Origin of the sequence: Demequina sp. NBRC 110052 (assembly GCF_002090075.1) — a bacterium.
In the GTDB taxonomy this organism is placed as follows: domain Bacteria; phylum Actinomycetota; class Actinomycetes; order Actinomycetales; family Demequinaceae; genus Demequina.
Map to the genome: position 1 here is coordinate 535,818 of NZ_BBRI01000002.1, position 14,891 is coordinate 550,708.

Below are 14,891 nucleotides of genomic sequence, written 5' to 3' on the forward strand. Positions count from 1 at the left end.
TCAACCCGCGAGCGCGGGAATCCTGGGTGCGGCTGCGCCGCTGTCGGTGGTGGTCGCGGCGGGCGCGGCGTGCGCCTCGATCAGCCGCTGGACGTTCGTGCGGCAGTCGCCGCAGCCGGTCGACGCGCGGGTTGCCTGCGCCACGTCGGCGACGTTCGCGCAGCCGTCGCCGATCGCGGCGACGATGCGGCCTTTGCTGACGGTGTTGCACTGGCACACTGTCGCGTCGTCGTCGAGGTCCTCCACGTTCTTCGCGGCCGCGGCGGGCGAGGCGCCGGCGAGCGGGCGCACGATCAGGTGTGCGGGGTCGGCCGGCACAGGGATGGCGCGCGTATACATCGCGGCCAGTTCGGACGCGCACTGCTTGTCACCCACCACGGTCGCACCCACGAGGAGGCCGTTCGAGACGACCACCTCCACGAAACGCCCGACGCTGGGGTCGGCCAGTCGCACGGCTCGCAGTTCGCGGTCGCCGTGGTCGAACTTGCCAGAGAGCCCCATGGTCACCACGTCGAGTCCCGAGGCCTTGACCCTGACCACGTCGGTGAGTCCCGCCTTCGCCTGATCGATCGCGGCGGTCTCGCCGTCGCACCAGGCGTCCACGAGGCGGCGCGCCTGGTCCCAGCCCTGCGCGACGAGCCCGGTGCCGCCCTCGGGCGGCTGGGCGCAGTCGCCGATCGCGAACACGCGCGGATCGGCGGGGCTGGCGAGCTGTGCGTCCACCACGATGCCTCGCTCGCATGGCAGGCCCGCGCGGCGCGCGAGGGCGGTCTCGGGGATGGTTCCCGCGCACATCACGAGCATGTCCGTGAGCGCTTCGCCGCCGTCGGTGAGGCGCACGCCCGTGAGCGTGCCCCGGCGCTCCAGGGCTCCGGCCACCGAGGCGCCCGTCACCACCTTCACGCCGAGCTGGTGCAGCGCACCGGTGGCGATCCCGGCGGCGGCGTCGCCGAGCTGACGCTCCATCACGCGTCCCGCATGGTGCACGAGCGTGACCGCGACGCCGCGTGCGGCGAGTCCCGTGGCCACCTCGATGCCGAGCACTCCCGCACCCAGCACCACGGCGCGTCGCGCCTTGGGCAGCCGCGCCAGCACCCCCTGCGCGTCGGCGAGATCCTTGAGGACGCTGACGCCTGGCACGAGCCCACGGTCGGTCGCGATGCCCTGGATGTCGGGGATCCGCGCCGCGGAGCCGGTCGCGATGACCAGGCGGTCGTACTCGTGGACGTCGCCGCGTGAGTCGGTCACGGTGCGGGCCGCGCGGTTCACGTGGACGGCGTGCACGCCGTCCAGCACGGAGGCGCGCGCGGGGTCGACGGCGCTCATGGCGAGCATCGACGCATCCGTCTTGCCCGCGACCACTGCGGACAGCAGCACCCTGTTGTAGGGGCCCTCCGGTTCCTTGCCGAGGATGGTGACCCGTGCGTCGGGCATGCGGGCGACCAGGTCCTCCACGAAGCGTGAACCGACCATCCCGTGGCCGATGACGACGACGTTCATCGCGCGACCGCCTCTCGCGTAGGGGCGGGCGCGATCGCGACCGCGGTGACCTTGAACTCGGGCATGCCGCTGATGGGGTCCGTCGCGTCATTGGTGAGACGGTTGGCGCTGCCCTTACCCGCCCAGTGGAACGGCATGAAGACCGTGTCGGGCCGCGTGTCTTCGCTCAGCCGGACGGACGCTTCCGCCGTGCCGCGGGCTGTCGTGAGCCGCACCGCGTCGCCCTCGGCGACAGCGAGAGAGTCCGCGAGCAGGGGGTGCATCTCGACGAACGGGCCAGGCTGGGCGGCGGCGAGCTCCGCGACTCGGCGGGTCTGGGCGCCGGACTGGTAGTGCTGCAGCACGCGGCCCGTGATCAGGTAGATCGGGGCGTCGGCCCTCACGTCGTCGGCCGGGGCGTGATGGTCCACTGGGATCAGCCGGGCACGACCGTCGGGCGTCGGGAACCCGTCGAGGAAGACGCGCGGTGTGCCAGGATGCCCGGCGCCGGGCACGGGCCAGAGCAGCTCCTCGCCCGCATCGAGCCGGTCGTAGGTGATGCCGGAATAGTCGGCCTTGCCCCCGGCCGACGCGCGGGCGAGCTCGTCGAAGACCTCACCAGCGGCGGTGGGGAACCCTGTCGGCACGCCGAGGCGGGTTGCGAGCTGCTGCAGGATCCACAGTTCCGAGCGAGCCTCGCCGGGGGCGTCGACCGCCTTGCGGCGGCGGATGATCCGGCCCTCGAGGTTCGTCATCGTGCCGTCCTCCTCGGCCCATTGCGTGACCGGCAGGATGACGTCGGCAAGCATCGCGGTCTCGGACGGCACGGTGTCAGCGACCACCAGCAGGTCGAGGCGTCGCAGGGCGTCCACGACCTTGGTGGCGTGCGGCGCGGAGACGACCACGTTGGAGCCGTGCACCAGCAGCGCGCGCGGGCCGCCGGGGGTGCCGAGCGCGTCGAGCAGCTGCACCGCCGGGATGCCCGGCCCCGGGAGCGAGTCAGGGTCGACGCCCCACACTCCGGCCACGCGCTCGCGCGCCAGCGGATCCGTGATCATCCGGTATCCCGGGAGCTGGTCGGACTTCTGGCCGTGCTCGCGCCCGCCCTGGCCGTTTCCCTGGCCGGTCACCGGGCCGAAGCCGCTGCCCACGCGACCGATCAGCCCCAGCAGCAGCGCGAGGTTGATCGCCGCCGTCACGCCCGCGGTGCCCTGGCTCATCTGCTCGAGCCCGCGCCCCGTGAGGATGTACGCGCCCCGACCGCCGTGCGACGGCGAGGCGGCGGCGAGCACGCGCGCGGTCTCGCGCAGGCGCTCCGCCGGGATCCCGCAGATGCCTTCGGCGCGCTCGGGCCACCAGGCCGCGACGGCGCGGCGGACCTCGTTGAGGCCGGTCGTCCGCTCCTCGAGGTATTCCTGATCCGCGAGCCCCTCGGCGAGCACGACATGCGCGAGCGCGAGCAGGACCACCAGGTCGGTGCCGGGCACCGGCGCGAGGTGCAGCCCCTGCCCGTCGCGCGTCAGCTTCGCGGTGACGGTCTCGCGGGGGTCCACGATCACGAGACCGCCGCGCTCGCGCACGCCTGCCAGATGCTGCACGAACGGCGGCATCGTGGCCGCCATGTTGGAGCCGACGATGAGCACGGCGTCGGCCCCCGCGAGGTCCGCGAGCGGGAATCCGAGCCCGCGATCCATGCCGAGCGCGCGGTTCGACGCGGCCGCGGCCGACGACATGCAGAAGCGACCGTTGTAGTCGATCAGCCGCGTGCGCAGGGCGACGCGGGCGAACTTGCCGAGGGCATACGCCTTCTCGTTCGTGAGCCCGCCGCCGCCGAAGATCGCCACGGCGTCGCGCCCGTGCTGTTCCTGAAGCGCGCTGAGCCGGGAGGCCACCAGGTCGAGCGCCTCGTCCCAGTCCGCCTCGCGGAAGCCGTCGTCGGCGGTGCGGAGGAGGGGGGCGGTGAGCCGGTCGGAGGCGCGCAGCACCTCCGCCGACGTCCACCCCTTCTGGCACAGCCCGCCCCTGTTGGTGGGGAACTCTCGCCCGGCCACCTCGACGGGGAGCCGCTCCCCCGGCGTGGGGTGGAGCGTCTGCGCGCATTGCAGCGCGCAGTACGGGCAGTGCGTGGCGACAGTCATCTCAGACGTTCGCCATCGGAGCGCCCTTGCGCAGGTAGAACACCCACGTGAGCGCGGCCATGAGCAGGAACACGCCCACGTAGATCTGCAGCGCCGGCACGATCGAGCCTTCGAACGTCTCGCGCGACCACTTGTAGACAAATGGGATCGCGAATCCGCCGAACGCGCCGACCGAGCTGATGATGCCGACCGCGCCCGCGCTCTGACGCTTGAAGTCGAGCACCGACTCCTCGGAGCCGTCGCCGTGCCGGTCGCGGAGGCGGTTGAAGATCGACGGGATCATCCTGTACGTCGAGCCGTTGCCGATGCCGGTGAGGGCGAACAGCGCCATGAAGCTCGCGAAGAACAGCGCGAGGTTCTCCTGTTGGACGCCGAGGACGGCGGCGTAGCCCGCGGCGGCCATCGCCACGAACGACGCAACAGTGATGATCGAGCCGCCGAAGCGGTCAGCGAGACGCCCACCATACGGACGGGCGAGCGAGCCGACCAGCGCGCCGAGGAAGCCCCACCCGAGCGCGATGTCGGCACGATCGAAGACCACCGTGAGAAGCGTCGGGAACGCGGCGGAGTAGCCGATGAACGAGCCGAACGTGCCGATGTAGAGGAACGCCATGAGCCAGGTGTGGCCGTGCCGCAGCGACCGTGCGGTCGGCTTCGGGTCCGCCTTCGCCTCGCGCAGGTTGTCCATGAAGAGAAACGCCAGCACTGCGGCGACGAGCGCGAGCGGAACATACACGAGGCCTGCGGCCGCCAGCCCGATGCCGCCCAGGCCGATCACGAGCGGCACGAGCTTCTGGGCGACCGCCACACCGATGTTGCCGCCGGCCGCGTTCAGTCCGAGGGCCCAGCCCTTGGACTTGTCGGGATAGAAGAACGTGATGTTCGACATGGAGGAGGCGAAGTTTCCGCCTCCGAAGCCTGCCGTCGCCGCGATCGCGATCAGCACCCCGAACGGGGTCTCGGGACGGCCGACGACCCAGGCCAGACCGAGCGTCGGGATCAGCAAGAGGAGCGCTGAGATCACCGTCCAGTTGCGCCCGCCGAAGATCGGCACTGCGAACGTGTACGGGATGCGCAGGAAGGCACCCACGCCCGACGCCACGGCGAGCAGGGTGAGCCCCTGCGAGGGAGTGAGCGCCCACCCGTTCGCGCCCGCCGAGACGAGCGCGCCCGAGTCGTCGAACGTGCCGTACATCTTCACGACCACGATCGACCACAGCAGCCACACCGAGAATCCGATGTGCTCGGCGACGATCGAGAAGACGAGGTTCCTGAACGCGATGGCCTTGCCTCGCGTCTCCCAGAAGAGTTCGTTCTCGGGCGTCCACCGTTCGATCCAGCGGCCCTTGCCTACGATTCCCGGCTCGATCTCGACGCCGGCGCGATCCTGCACTGTCATGGCCCCTCCCCAGGGTGCGCTCCCGACGGCGCGGAGCGCGCCGCCTCGGACAGCTGTCACGCTACGGAGGAGATGTTTCGCCCGCCTGCGCGCTATGTGAAACGTGCGCGAACTCTTCCTCACCTCACAGAGGGGGCCGCTGTGAGGTGAGGAAGCCCACGACGGACCCGCCGCTCGACAGTGCGAACCAGAATGCGCGGCTCACGCGGCATGTCGACCCCATTGCCCGTGTGATCGCGGGGTGTCGCAGTCGAGATTGGTTCGGACTGTCAGGAGGGAGGGGGCGCGGGAGTGGCGGCCAGCGCCGAGGCGAGCAGGTCGACCGCAGCCACCTGACCGAACACGAGAATCGCGGGAGGTACGATCCCCGACTTCGCCGCCACGTCGAGCACGTCGTCGAGCCTCGCACGCGTGATGCGCTCTCGCGGCGTGGTCGCCGACTCGATGATCGCGACGGGCGTCTCACCCGCCGCGCCCTCCTCGAGGGCCGCCTCCACGAACTGCGGCAGCGCCGTGACTCCCATGAGGACGATGAGAGTCGCACCGGAACGCAGCGCGGCGCGAGCGGTCTCGTCGGGTCCCGCATGACCCGAGGTGATGACGACCGACGTCGCGATGCCACGCTGCGTGGGCGGGATGCCTGCGAGCGAGGGCCCTGCGAGCGCCGACGTGATGCCAGGCACGACCTCGACGGGCACGCCTGCCGCCAGGCACGCGTGCACCTCCTCGCCACCGCGGCCGAAGATGAACGGGTCGCCCCCCTTGAGACGCACCACCGTGAGGCCCTGTGCCGCACGGTCGACCAGGATCGCGTTGATCTCGTGCTGGGGCACTGGGTGGTTGTCAGGGGACTTGCCCACGTTGATGACCTCGACGTGCTCAGCGAGGGCCGCGAGCAGTCCCGTGGCCCCGAGGCGATCGGTGACCACCACGTCGGCCTCCGAGAGCAGTCGCGCGCCACGGACGGTGATGAGGTCGACCGCACCGGGGCCCGAGCCCACGAGGATGACGCGACCGCCACGCCTGCGCACACGCCGCAGATCCACCTGCCCCGCGTCGAGGAGCGCGGCGAGGCCGTCGCGGACGCGAGCGACGCGCGCGGGGTCGGGCGCACCCTCGGACACGACGCCGACGCTCAGGTCGCCATGCCGCGACACAGCCGCGACGCGTGCGGCGGTGGCGAGCCCGTCCGAGGCGTTGACGCACCAGACGCGCCGCTCGGCCGCCCACGCGGCGATCTGCATGTTGATGTCGGCGTCGTCGGTCGCCGCGATCGCGAGCCACACGTCGTCGAGGTCCGACGCTGCGGCCGGGCGCCGCTCCCACCGCACGTCCCCGTGGGAGGCCAGCCTGGCGACGTCCTCCCCCGCTTCCGGCGCGACCACGAGCACGTCGGCGCCTGCGTCGAGGAGCGAGCGCACGCGACGCGCCGCGACGGTGCCCGCGCCGGCGACGAGAGCGCGCCTGCCGACGACGTCGAGCGACAGCAGCAGGCTCACGGGCCCGTGGCCTCGCGCCCGCCCCACGCTCCGACGGCGGCGACGATGCGTCGCACGTGGTCGTCGTCGAACGCGAGCGAGACGAACCACGCCTCGTAGGCACTCGGCGGCAGCGCGACTCCTTGACCCCTCAGGAAGTGGAACAGGTCGGAGTACGCCAGCGCGTCCTGCTCGGCGACCTCGTCGAACGTGGTCGGAGGCTCCTCGAGCCCCAGGAAGAACGAGAACAGCGTGCCGGCCTGGCCCACCGCATGGGCGATGCCAGCCCCGCGCAGCTCGGCGCTGACTCCCGTGCGCAGTGCGTCCGCGGTCCGCTGGAGGGTCGCGTACGCGCCGTCGTCGAGCAGGCGCATGGTCGCCAGCCCTGCGGCGACGGCCACGGGGTTTCCGGAGAGCGTGCCGGCCTGATACACGGTGCCGACGGGAGCGAGCATGTCCATGAGGTCGGCGCGGCCCGCGACGGCCGCGACCGGCAGCCCGCCGCCGATGACCTTGCCGAAGGTCACCAGGTCTGGCTCCCACGGCTCGCGCCCGGCGGCGATCTCAGCGTCGCGCTCGAGGCCCCACCCGCCTGCGGGGCCTGCCCGGAAGCCGGAGAGCACCTCGTCCACGATGAACACGGCGCCCTCGTTGCGGCACAGCTGCGAGGCGAGCCGGTGGAATCCTTCGGGGGGTGCGACGACGCCCATGTTCGCCGGCACCGCCTCGGTGATCACGGCCGCGATGCGCGAGCCGTGCTCCGCGAACGCATCCGTGAGCGCGTCGGCGTCGCCGTACGGCAGCACGAGCGTGTCCGCCGCGACGGCCGCCGTCACGCCTGCGGAATCGGGCACGCCGGCAGTCGCGAGGCCCGAGCCGGCTGCGACCAGCAGTCCGTCCGAGTGACCGTGGTACAACCCTGCGAACTTGACGATGAGGTCGCGTCCGGTCGCGGCGCGCGCGAGGCGCAGCGCGGTCATCGTCGCCTCGGTGCCGGTCGACACGAGGCGCACCTTCTGCGCGGGCGCGTAGCGGTCGCGGATCAGCTCCGCGAGCTCCACCTCGGACTCGGTGGTCGCGCCGAAGCTCAGTCCCCGCGACGCCGCGCCGCGCACGGCGGCGACGACCTCAGGATGCGCGTGGCCCACGATGCCCGCGCCCCACGAGCCGACGAGGTCGAGGTACTCCTTGCCGCTGGCGTCGGTGAGGGTCGCACCGCTCGCCGAAACGATCGGCAATGGCGTGCCGCCCACTCCATTCCACGCGCGCACGGGGCTGTTGACTCCGCCCGGGAGGATGTCGTTGGCACGTTCGATCCATGCCTGCTCGCCGCGCGCGGATCGGAATCCGAACTGCTGCATGCGGGTCTTGAGCCTGCTCGACTTCGGCTTCATGCGTCCTCCTCCAGCCAGGCGGCGAGCTCGTGCGCCGCGTAGGTCACCACGATGTCGGCTCCCGCGCGCACGATCGACGTGAGCGCCTCGGTGTGCGCGGCGCGGCGGTCGATCCAACCGCGCGCCGCCGCCGCCTCGATCTGCGCGTATTCCCCTGACACGTGATACGCGGCCACCGGCACGGACGACTGCGCCGCCACGTCCGCCAGTACGTCGAGGTACGGCAGCGCTGGCTTCACCATGACGAAGTCCGCTCCCTCTGCCTCGTCGAGCGCAGCCTCCACCGAGCCTTCGCGGCGGTTCGCGGGGTCCATCTGGTATGTGCGGCGATCGCCCTCGAGAGTGCTCTCGACGGCGTCGCGGAACGGACCGTAGAACGCGGACGCGAACTTGGCGGCGTACGCGAGCAGCGAGACGTCGGTGAAGCCGTCGGCATCGAGCGCGTCGCGCACGACCGCGACCTGGCCGTCCATCATCCCGCTGAGGCCGAGCACGTGCGCGCCCGCACGCGCCTGCGCGACAGCCATCCGGGCGTACACGGCGAGAGTCGCGTCGTTATCGACCGAGCCGTCCGCGGCCAGCACGCCGCAATGCCCGTGGTCCGTGAACTCGTCCAGGCAGAGATCGGCCATGACGACGAGGCGCTCCCCCGCGGCCGCGACCGCCTCGCGGATGGCGGCGTTGAGGATGCCGTCAGCGTCACATGCGGCAGTGCCCTCGGGGTCGCGAGTCGCGGGGATGGCGAAGAGCATGACCCCGCCGAGGCCCGCGTCGGCAGCGTCCGCGACGACGGACCCGATGTGGCTGAGCGGATACTGCTTCACGCCAGGAAGCGAAGGGATCTCGCGCGCCTCCTCGAGACCCTCGCGGACGAAGAGCGGCAGCACGAGCTGCGCGCGCTGAGGCCGCACCTCGCGTACGAGCCTCCGCATGGGCGCTGAGACGCGGAGCCTCCGCGGTCGGCGGATCAGGGTCATGCCTCTCCCTTCGCGGCCAGCGCGTCCGCCAGGGCGGCCGCGATCCCGTCGTAGCTGGGCGTCGCGGAGACGACATCCACCACGAGCCCCGCGGCCCGCGCTGCTGCGGCGGTCGTCTCTCCGATCGCCACCATCATCGTGCCTGCGGGCGGCATGTCGCATTGCGAGGCGAACCTCTCCGCCACGGACCCCGACGTCAGCAGGACGGCATCGAGCTCGCCCGCGCGCGCCGCGGCGACCGTCGCCGCCCCCGCGCCGGGGCCGTCCACCGTGCGATACGCCTCGACCGCTGTGACGTCCCAGCCTCGGCGCGCAATCCCCCGCTCGAGCGTCGGCGCGGCAAGGTTCCCCCGGGGAACCAGGACACGCCCCGAGCCGTGCGGGAAGTCGGCGACGATGCCTGCCGCGGCCTGGCGTCCGGACGGCACGAGGGCGACCTCGAGGCCCACCTCGGCGCACACGGCGCGGGTCGCCTCGCCCACGGTCGCGACCTGTGCACGCGGTAGGGGTTCGGACAGCGAACGCCCCGCTGCGGCGGCGAGTCGCGCCATCGCGAGGACGGCGTTGCGGCTGGTCACGGCGAGCCAGTCGAAGCCGCCCGTGCACCATGCCGCGACGGCCTCACGCAGGGGCGCTTCGTCTTCCGGCGGTGCGATCGCGATGAACTCGGCCTCGTCGACGCGGGCGCCCGCGTCCGCCAGGCGCACCGCGAGCTGTCGACGCTCCGGGGTGACGGGGACGAGCACGCGCACGCCCTCGAACGGGCGCGCGCTCACGGCTTCGTCACCAGGCGCGCGGCCCCGCGTCCGAGCAGCGCATGTGCGGCGGTGCGACCCAGGCGGGTGGCCTCGGCGACCGGACCTGTGACCACCTCGTTCAGCTGCAGCGAGCCCGAGGCGTCGAGTGCACGCACGTGCAGCCTGAGCGCCGCTCCGGTGACGGTCGCATACGCCCCGACGGGCGCGGAGCAGCCGGCCTCGAGCACGGCGAGGGCCGCCCGCTCGGCGGTGACCGCCGCGCGCGTGTCCGCGTCGTCGAGCGCGCGGAGCAGATCGCGCAGTTCGTCGGAGGCGTCGCGACGGATCTCGATCGCGAGCGCGCCCTGTCCCGCCGCTGGCGTCATGACGTCCACGGGCAGGAACTCCGTCACGGCCTCGGAAAGGTCGAGGCGTGCGAGGCCGGCGGCCGCCAGGACCACCGCATCGAGATCGTCGTCGATGCGCGCGAGGCGCGTGTCGACGTTGCCGCGGATGTCCACGACTTCCAAGTCGGGGCGCGCGCGCCGCAGCTGCGCGGCGCGGCGCGGCGAGCCGGTGCCGACCTTCGCGCCGGTACGCAAACCCGTGAGCGTCGCCCCGCGCGAGCACAGCGCGTCGCGGACGTCCTCCCTCACTGGGATCGATACGAGCTCGAGATCGGGGTGCTCGCCCACGGGCATGTCCTTGAGCGAGTGCACCACGAGGTCGCAGCCTCCCTCGAGCAGGTGGTCCCGCAGGGCCGCGACGAACACCCCGGTCTGCGACAGGCCCACGAGAGAGGCGCGCGAGGTGTCGCCCTGAGTGGTGATCGTCTCCAGCTCGACCGTCACCTCGTCGCCACGGGCCGCCCCCGAAGCCTCGATCGCATCTGCGACCTGCCGCGACTGGGTGCGCGCGAGCGCGCTGCCGCGGGTGCCGAGCGTGAGGTGCATGACGTCCATCGTCCCACGTCCCGGGGCACCGGGCGCTCATCGGAGGAGGGCTCGCGGGACTCGGCTGCGCGAGTCACGCCTCGCTGCGATACCCCGGGCCGCGGAACACGAGCACCAGGGCGATCACCGCGCCCACCAGCGCGAGCCACGCAGGCGCGAGATAGCCGAGCTCGAGCGAGATGAGCACGGCACCCAGGCCAGAACCCAGCACCGTGGCGGCATTGAGCGCCGAGTGGGAGAGAGCCGCGCCGAGCGATGGTGAGGCATGGACGACGTCCATGAGGTGCGTCTGCGCGGACTGGCTGAACACCTGCACACATGCGCCGAGCGAGACCAGCATCGCGACCGTCGGCCATCCGCTGTCGCCGAACAGCCCCAAGGCAAGCAGCGACAGCACGACGCCCGCGAGGCCCACGCGGGCCGCGAACGCGGACGAACGGTCAGTGAGCCTTCCACCCACCATGGCGCCTGCGGTGAGACCGAGGCCGAACAGGACCAGCGCGATCGTCACTGCGGAGGTCGCGAGACCGTTCGTCTCCTCGAGCAGCGGCACCATGTAGGACTGGACCGCGCCGAGGCCCGCGAAGCCGACGGCGATGGTGAGCAGCGCGGTCCACAGCGGCCGTCCACGAAGACTGCCGAGCTCGCCGCGCACGCTCGTGCCGTCGGCGCCGCGCACGTCGGGCGTGAACAGCCAGATCAGCACGAAGCCCACGAGGCCGACGAGCGTCACGCCGGCGTACGTGACGCGCCAGCTCGCTACCTCGGAGACCCACTGCATCGCGGGCACGCCGACGATCGCGGAGGCGGTCAGCCCGTACATGATGATGGCGATCGCCCGTCCCCGGCGCTCGCGGCCCACCGCGAGCATGGCCACGAAGCTGGCGGTGCCGAGCAGGGCGCCGTGCGGCAGTCCCGCGAGGAAGCGCACGAGCAGCAGCGCGCCGACGTTGGGCGCGAGCGCGGTCGCGGCCGACGTCACGACGAAGATCGCTGACATTGCGATGAGCAGGGTGCGGCGGTTCCAGCGCGCGAGACCGACCATGATCAGCGGTGCTCCGACCACAACGCCGAGCGCGTACGCCGTCATCGTGTAGCCGATCATGTCGACGCTGGTCGACAGCGAGCGCACCTGGTCCTGGATGACGCCCGCGGCCCCGCCCTGGGACAGTCCGATGCCGAACCCGGCGACCACGAAGGCCGCGAGCACTTGGCCGGGATGAGGGGCGTGCGCGCTGCGTGGCAGCCGCCAGCGCGGCAGGCCCGAGGGCGCGACAGGAGGCAGTGCCGTCATGGACGGCGACGCTGGTTCACGAGCACCGCGGCGACCGTGCCAGCGACGGCGAGAGCCGCCGCCGCCAGGATCGCGACGCGCGCGCCGGCGCTCAGCCCGCCGGCCTCATCGGACGCGGTCGTCTCGGGCGTGGGGCTCGGCTCTGCGGTGGCGCCCTGGCCCGACGCGGGGCTCGCCTGCGCGCTCGGGGTGACCGCGGCGTCGGGCGTGGGCGACGCGGAGGTCTTGGGCCCCTCGGGATCGCCCACCACGGTGAACGCGATCTCGCCGTCGAGCGGATGCCCGTCCTCCGCGACCACGCGATAGGCGAGCGTCCACGCCCCAGGCGCGAGCGCGTCGGGCACGTCCGCGGTGACGGCGGTACCGGCGACGACCGGCTCGAGGTCGATCCGGGTGTCGCCCTGGGAGAGCGCGAGCCGGGACCCGATCTCGAGCAGCGCGCCCGTGAACTCCACGGTGACGGTGCTGGGCGACGATCCCTCGGAGCCGTCGGCGGGGTCTGAGGACGCGAACGCGGTGTGCGCCCACGCGGGCGAGGCGATGGCCAGTCCGAGCGCGGCGAGCAGGAGCGCCGCGAGCGCGGCGAAGGCTCGGGAAGTGCGAAGCATGTGTCCATCATCGCGCATGCCGCACACGGCCGTCACCGAGCCGTCACCCGACATTCACTCGTCGCGCACCCCTTGCTCGCCGCCGGTGAGCCGCGATGGTCCACCATGGAGTCATGCGGGTAGCGCTGGTCGCCGAGTCGTTCCTGCCTCAGAGCAACGGGGTGGTGAACTCGCTGCTGCGTGTCCTCGAGCACCTCGAGCGCCGCGGCGATCAGGCGATCGTGATCGCACCCGAAGGACGCGGGGGCGAGGGGCCCGACCGCTACGGATCCGCCGAGGTCGTGCGCCTGCCTGCGATGGGGTGGCCCGGGTACCACGACGTGCGCGTCGCGCTCGTGGGCAGCGGACGGGTCGCGCGTGCCCTCGAGCGCTTCGATCCTGACGTGGTGCATCTCGCGAGCCCGTTCGTGCTCGGCTGGACTGCGGTGCGGGCGTGCGAGGAACTGCACCTGCCGTCCGTAGCGATCTACCAGACCGAGGTCCCCAGCTACGCAGACCGCTACGGGATGCCGTGGGGCGAGGGCATCCTCTGGGATCGCGTGCGCAGCATCCATCAGCGCGCGGATCTGACTCTCGCGCCGTCGTCGTTCGCGATGCGGCAGCTCGAGCTGCTGGGGGTCGACCGGCTGCGGCTGTGGCCGCGCGGCGTGGACTCCGAGCGTTTCCACCCGCGGCACCGGTCGCAAGCGCTGCACGATGCGTGGGCGCCTCAGGGCGAGATCGTCGTCGGCTACGTGGGACGGCTCGCGCCGGAGAAGCAGGTGCAGGACCTCACGCGCCTCGCAGGTCTTCCCGGGGTGCGCCTCGTGATCGTGGGCGACGGTCCGTCGCGCGAGGCGCTGAAGCGCGCCATGCCCGACGCGGTCCTCACGGGGCACCTGGGTGGCGCCGAGCTCGCCCAGGCCATGGCGACACTCGACGTCATGGTGCACACGGGCGAGCTCGAGACGTTCTGCCAGACCATCCAGGAGGCGCTCGCGAGCGGAGTCCCCGTGGTCGCGCCGCGCCGCGGAGGCCCCATCGACCTGGTGCACGACGGCGCCTCGGGGCACCTGTACACGCCGGGCGACCTCGGGGAGATGGCGGCGCACGTGCGCGGGCTCGTCGAGGACGCAGGGCGGCGCGAGGCGTTCGGAGCGCATGCGCGCGCAAGCGTCGAGAGGAACACGTGGGAGCACGTGTGCGACCGACTGATCGGGAGCTACGAGGAGGCGATCGCCCTGCACCATGCGCGTCCCGCACGCCCGTGGGACGTCCAGGACGAGGAGGTCGTGCTCGCATGAGGATTGCGCACGTCGCGAACTTCTACGGGCCCACGTCCGGGGGCCTGCGCACCGCGATGCATGCGCTCGGACGCGGCTACACCGACCGCGGGCACACGGTGCTGCTCGTCGTGCCGGGCGCCGAGGACGCCGACGAGGCGACCGAGTATGGCCGCAGGATCACCCTGGCGAGCCCCGTCCTGCCGCTCAGCGGCGGCTACCGCGTCATCTCACGCACGCGGGAGCTCAAGGGCATCCTGCAGGGCTTCCGTCCGGACGTGCTCGAGATCTCCGACAGGACGACGCTGAGGGGCCTCGGAGCGTGGGCGGGGCGCCACGGGATTCCTGCGGTCTTCTTCGCGCACGAGCGCGCCGACGGGATCCTCGCCGCCCACCTGCCCGCGCGGCTCGGGTCCAGCACGGCAGTGAGCGCGCTCGCCGACGCGCACAACCGCGGCACGGCACGGCGCTTCGCGACGCTCGTGTGCACTACCGAGTACGCGGCCGAGGAGCTGCGCCGCATCGGCGCCGATCCGGAGCTGGTGCCGCTCGGCGTGGACCTCGAGACGTTCCACCCGTCGCGGTTCGACCAGTCCGTACGTGACGAGCTCGCGAGTTCCGACGAGCGGCTCCTGGTCATGGCCTCGCGACTGTCGGCGGAGAAGCGCCCTGATCTCGCGATCGAGGCCACGCGGATCCTGGTCGAGCGCGACGAGCCCGTCCGCCTGGTGTGCCTCGGCACGGGGGCGGTCGAGCGCGAGGTGCGCACTCTCGCCGCGGGGCTGCCCGTGGACTTCCTGGGCTTCGTCTCGGGTCGCGAGCGCTTCGCGAAGCTGCTCGCCGCGGCGGATGCGGTGATCGCTCCGGGACCGATCGAGACGTTCGGGCTCGCGGCACTGGAAGCTCTCGCGTGCGCCACGCCTGTGGTGGTCAACGCTGCTTCCGCGCTGCCCGAGGTGGTCGGGTCGGCGGGGGTCGCGGCGGACGGCACCGCAGAGGCCTTCGCGGACGCCGTGCACGAGGTGCTGGCGCGCCCCGAGGAGGAGCGACGCGAGGCGGCGCGGGCGCGCGCGGAGCAACTGCCGTGGTCCCGCACCGTCGAGGCGATGCTGGACGTTCACGAGCGACTTCACACGAGGCCCGCCGCCGACGTGTGACGGCGACCGGGCCAT

At 72.5% G+C, this 14,891-nt stretch carries 12 protein-coding genes; 2 read left to right on the forward strand and 10 right to left on the reverse strand.

The annotated features are described in order from the left end of the window. The 10 genes from B7K21_RS02570 to B7K21_RS02615 form a co-directional block, all read right to left on the reverse strand. Positions 1–1,500: an FAD-dependent oxidoreductase gene (locus tag B7K21_RS02570; RefSeq protein ID WP_084073561.1), complete on the reverse strand. Its 1,500-nt coding sequence runs from the start codon at positions 1,498–1,500 to the stop codon at positions 1–3. Further along, positions 1,497–3,617 carry a molybdopterin oxidoreductase family protein gene (locus tag B7K21_RS02575; protein WP_084073564.1) on the reverse strand — a complete coding sequence of 707 codons (2,121 nt, stop codon included), beginning with the start codon at positions 3,615–3,617 and terminating at the stop codon, positions 1,497–1,499. Before B7K21_RS02575 ends, B7K21_RS02570 begins: the two co-directional genes overlap by 4 nt. Before the next feature lies 1 nt (position 3,618). Continuing rightward, the gene (locus B7K21_RS02580; protein WP_084073567.1) at positions 3,619–5,016 is read right to left on the reverse strand and encodes an MFS transporter; all 1,398 of its coding nucleotides are present in this window, start codon (positions 5,014–5,016) and stop codon (positions 3,619–3,621) included. A gap of 269 nt (positions 5,017–5,285) precedes the next feature. Further along, positions 5,286–6,515 carry a uroporphyrinogen-III C-methyltransferase gene (gene cobA / locus B7K21_RS02585; protein WP_084074772.1) on the reverse strand — a complete coding sequence of 410 codons (1,230 nt, stop codon included), beginning with the start codon at positions 6,513–6,515 and terminating at the stop codon, positions 5,286–5,288. Then, entirely contained in the window at positions 6,512–7,855 is a 1,344-nt protein-coding gene (locus tag B7K21_RS02590) for a glutamate-1-semialdehyde 2,1-aminomutase (RefSeq protein WP_084074773.1), read from the reverse strand. Before B7K21_RS02590 ends, cobA begins: the two co-directional genes overlap by 4 nt. A 29-nt stretch (positions 7,856–7,884) precedes the next feature. Then, positions 7,885–8,865: a porphobilinogen synthase gene (hemB, locus tag B7K21_RS02595; RefSeq protein ID WP_084073570.1), complete on the reverse strand. Its 981-nt coding sequence runs from the start codon at positions 8,863–8,865 to the stop codon at positions 7,885–7,887. Continuing rightward, positions 8,862–9,641, reverse strand: coding sequence for a uroporphyrinogen-III synthase (locus B7K21_RS02600; protein WP_084073572.1), 780 nt, complete (start codon positions 9,639–9,641; stop codon positions 8,862–8,864). The genes hemB and B7K21_RS02600 overlap by 4 nt, the downstream gene beginning before the upstream one ends. Next, positions 9,638–10,555: a hydroxymethylbilane synthase gene (gene hemC, locus B7K21_RS02605; protein ID WP_084074774.1), complete on the reverse strand. Its 918-nt coding sequence runs from the start codon at positions 10,553–10,555 to the stop codon at positions 9,638–9,640. The genes B7K21_RS02600 and hemC overlap by 4 nt, the downstream gene beginning before the upstream one ends. Positions 10,556–10,628: 73 nt before the next feature. Beyond that, a complete protein-coding gene (locus tag B7K21_RS02610; RefSeq protein WP_084073575.1) occupies positions 10,629–11,849 on the reverse strand; it encodes an MFS transporter in 1,221 nt (406 codons plus the stop codon). Next, positions 11,846–12,457 carry a copper resistance CopC family protein gene (locus B7K21_RS02615; RefSeq protein WP_159448388.1) on the reverse strand — a complete coding sequence of 204 codons (612 nt, stop codon included), beginning with the start codon at positions 12,455–12,457 and terminating at the stop codon, positions 11,846–11,848. The genes B7K21_RS02610 and B7K21_RS02615 overlap by 4 nt, the downstream gene beginning before the upstream one ends. Positions 12,458–12,570: 113 nt before the next feature. On the opposite strand from B7K21_RS02615, the gene B7K21_RS02620 reads away from it, so the two are divergent. Together B7K21_RS02620 and B7K21_RS02625 are read left to right on the forward strand one after the other, a co-directional pair. Further along, positions 12,571–13,740 carry a glycosyltransferase family 1 protein gene (locus B7K21_RS02620; RefSeq protein ID WP_084073579.1) on the forward strand — a complete coding sequence of 390 codons (1,170 nt, stop codon included), beginning with the start codon at positions 12,571–12,573 and terminating at the stop codon, positions 13,738–13,740. Continuing rightward, positions 13,737–14,876 carry a glycosyltransferase gene (locus tag B7K21_RS02625; RefSeq protein WP_084073582.1) on the forward strand — a complete coding sequence of 380 codons (1,140 nt, stop codon included), beginning with the start codon at positions 13,737–13,739 and terminating at the stop codon, positions 14,874–14,876. Before B7K21_RS02620 ends, B7K21_RS02625 begins: the two co-directional genes overlap by 4 nt. Positions 14,877–14,891 lie beyond the last annotated feature (15 nt).

What these genes read in the sequence shown, in the direction of transcription:
- B7K21_RS02580 (WP_084073567.1), bottom strand. Translation starts at nt 5,016, where the DNA reads ATGACAGTGCAGGATCGCGCCGGCGTCGAGATCGAGCCGGGAATCGTA.
- hemB (WP_084073570.1), bottom strand. Translation starts at nt 8,865, where the DNA reads ATGACCCTGATCCGCCGACCGCGGAGGCTCCGCGTCTCAGCGCCCATG.
- B7K21_RS02625 (WP_084073582.1), top strand. Translation starts at nt 13,737, where the DNA reads ATGAGGATTGCGCACGTCGCGAACTTCTACGGGCCCACGTCCGGGGGC.
- B7K21_RS02575 (WP_084073564.1), bottom strand. Translation starts at nt 3,617, where the DNA reads ATGACTGTCGCCACGCACTGCCCGTACTGCGCGCTGCAATGCGCGCAG.
- B7K21_RS02570 (WP_084073561.1), bottom strand. Translation starts at nt 1,500, where the DNA reads ATGAACGTCGTCGTCATCGGCCACGGGATGGTCGGTTCACGCTTCGTG.
- B7K21_RS02620 (WP_084073579.1), top strand. Translation starts at nt 12,571, where the DNA reads ATGCGGGTAGCGCTGGTCGCCGAGTCGTTCCTGCCTCAGAGCAACGGG.
- B7K21_RS02610 (WP_084073575.1), bottom strand. Translation starts at nt 11,849, where the DNA reads ATGACGGCACTGCCTCCTGTCGCGCCCTCGGGCCTGCCGCGCTGGCGG.
- B7K21_RS02615 (WP_159448388.1), bottom strand. Translation starts at nt 12,457, where the DNA reads ATGCTTCGCACTTCCCGAGCCTTCGCCGCGCTCGCGGCGCTCCTGCTC.
- hemC (WP_084074774.1), bottom strand. Translation starts at nt 10,555, where the DNA reads ATGCACCTCACGCTCGGCACCCGCGGCAGCGCGCTCGCGCGCACCCAG.
- B7K21_RS02590 (WP_084074773.1), bottom strand. Translation starts at nt 7,855, where the DNA reads ATGCAGCAGTTCGGATTCCGATCCGCGCGCGGCGAGCAGGCATGGATC.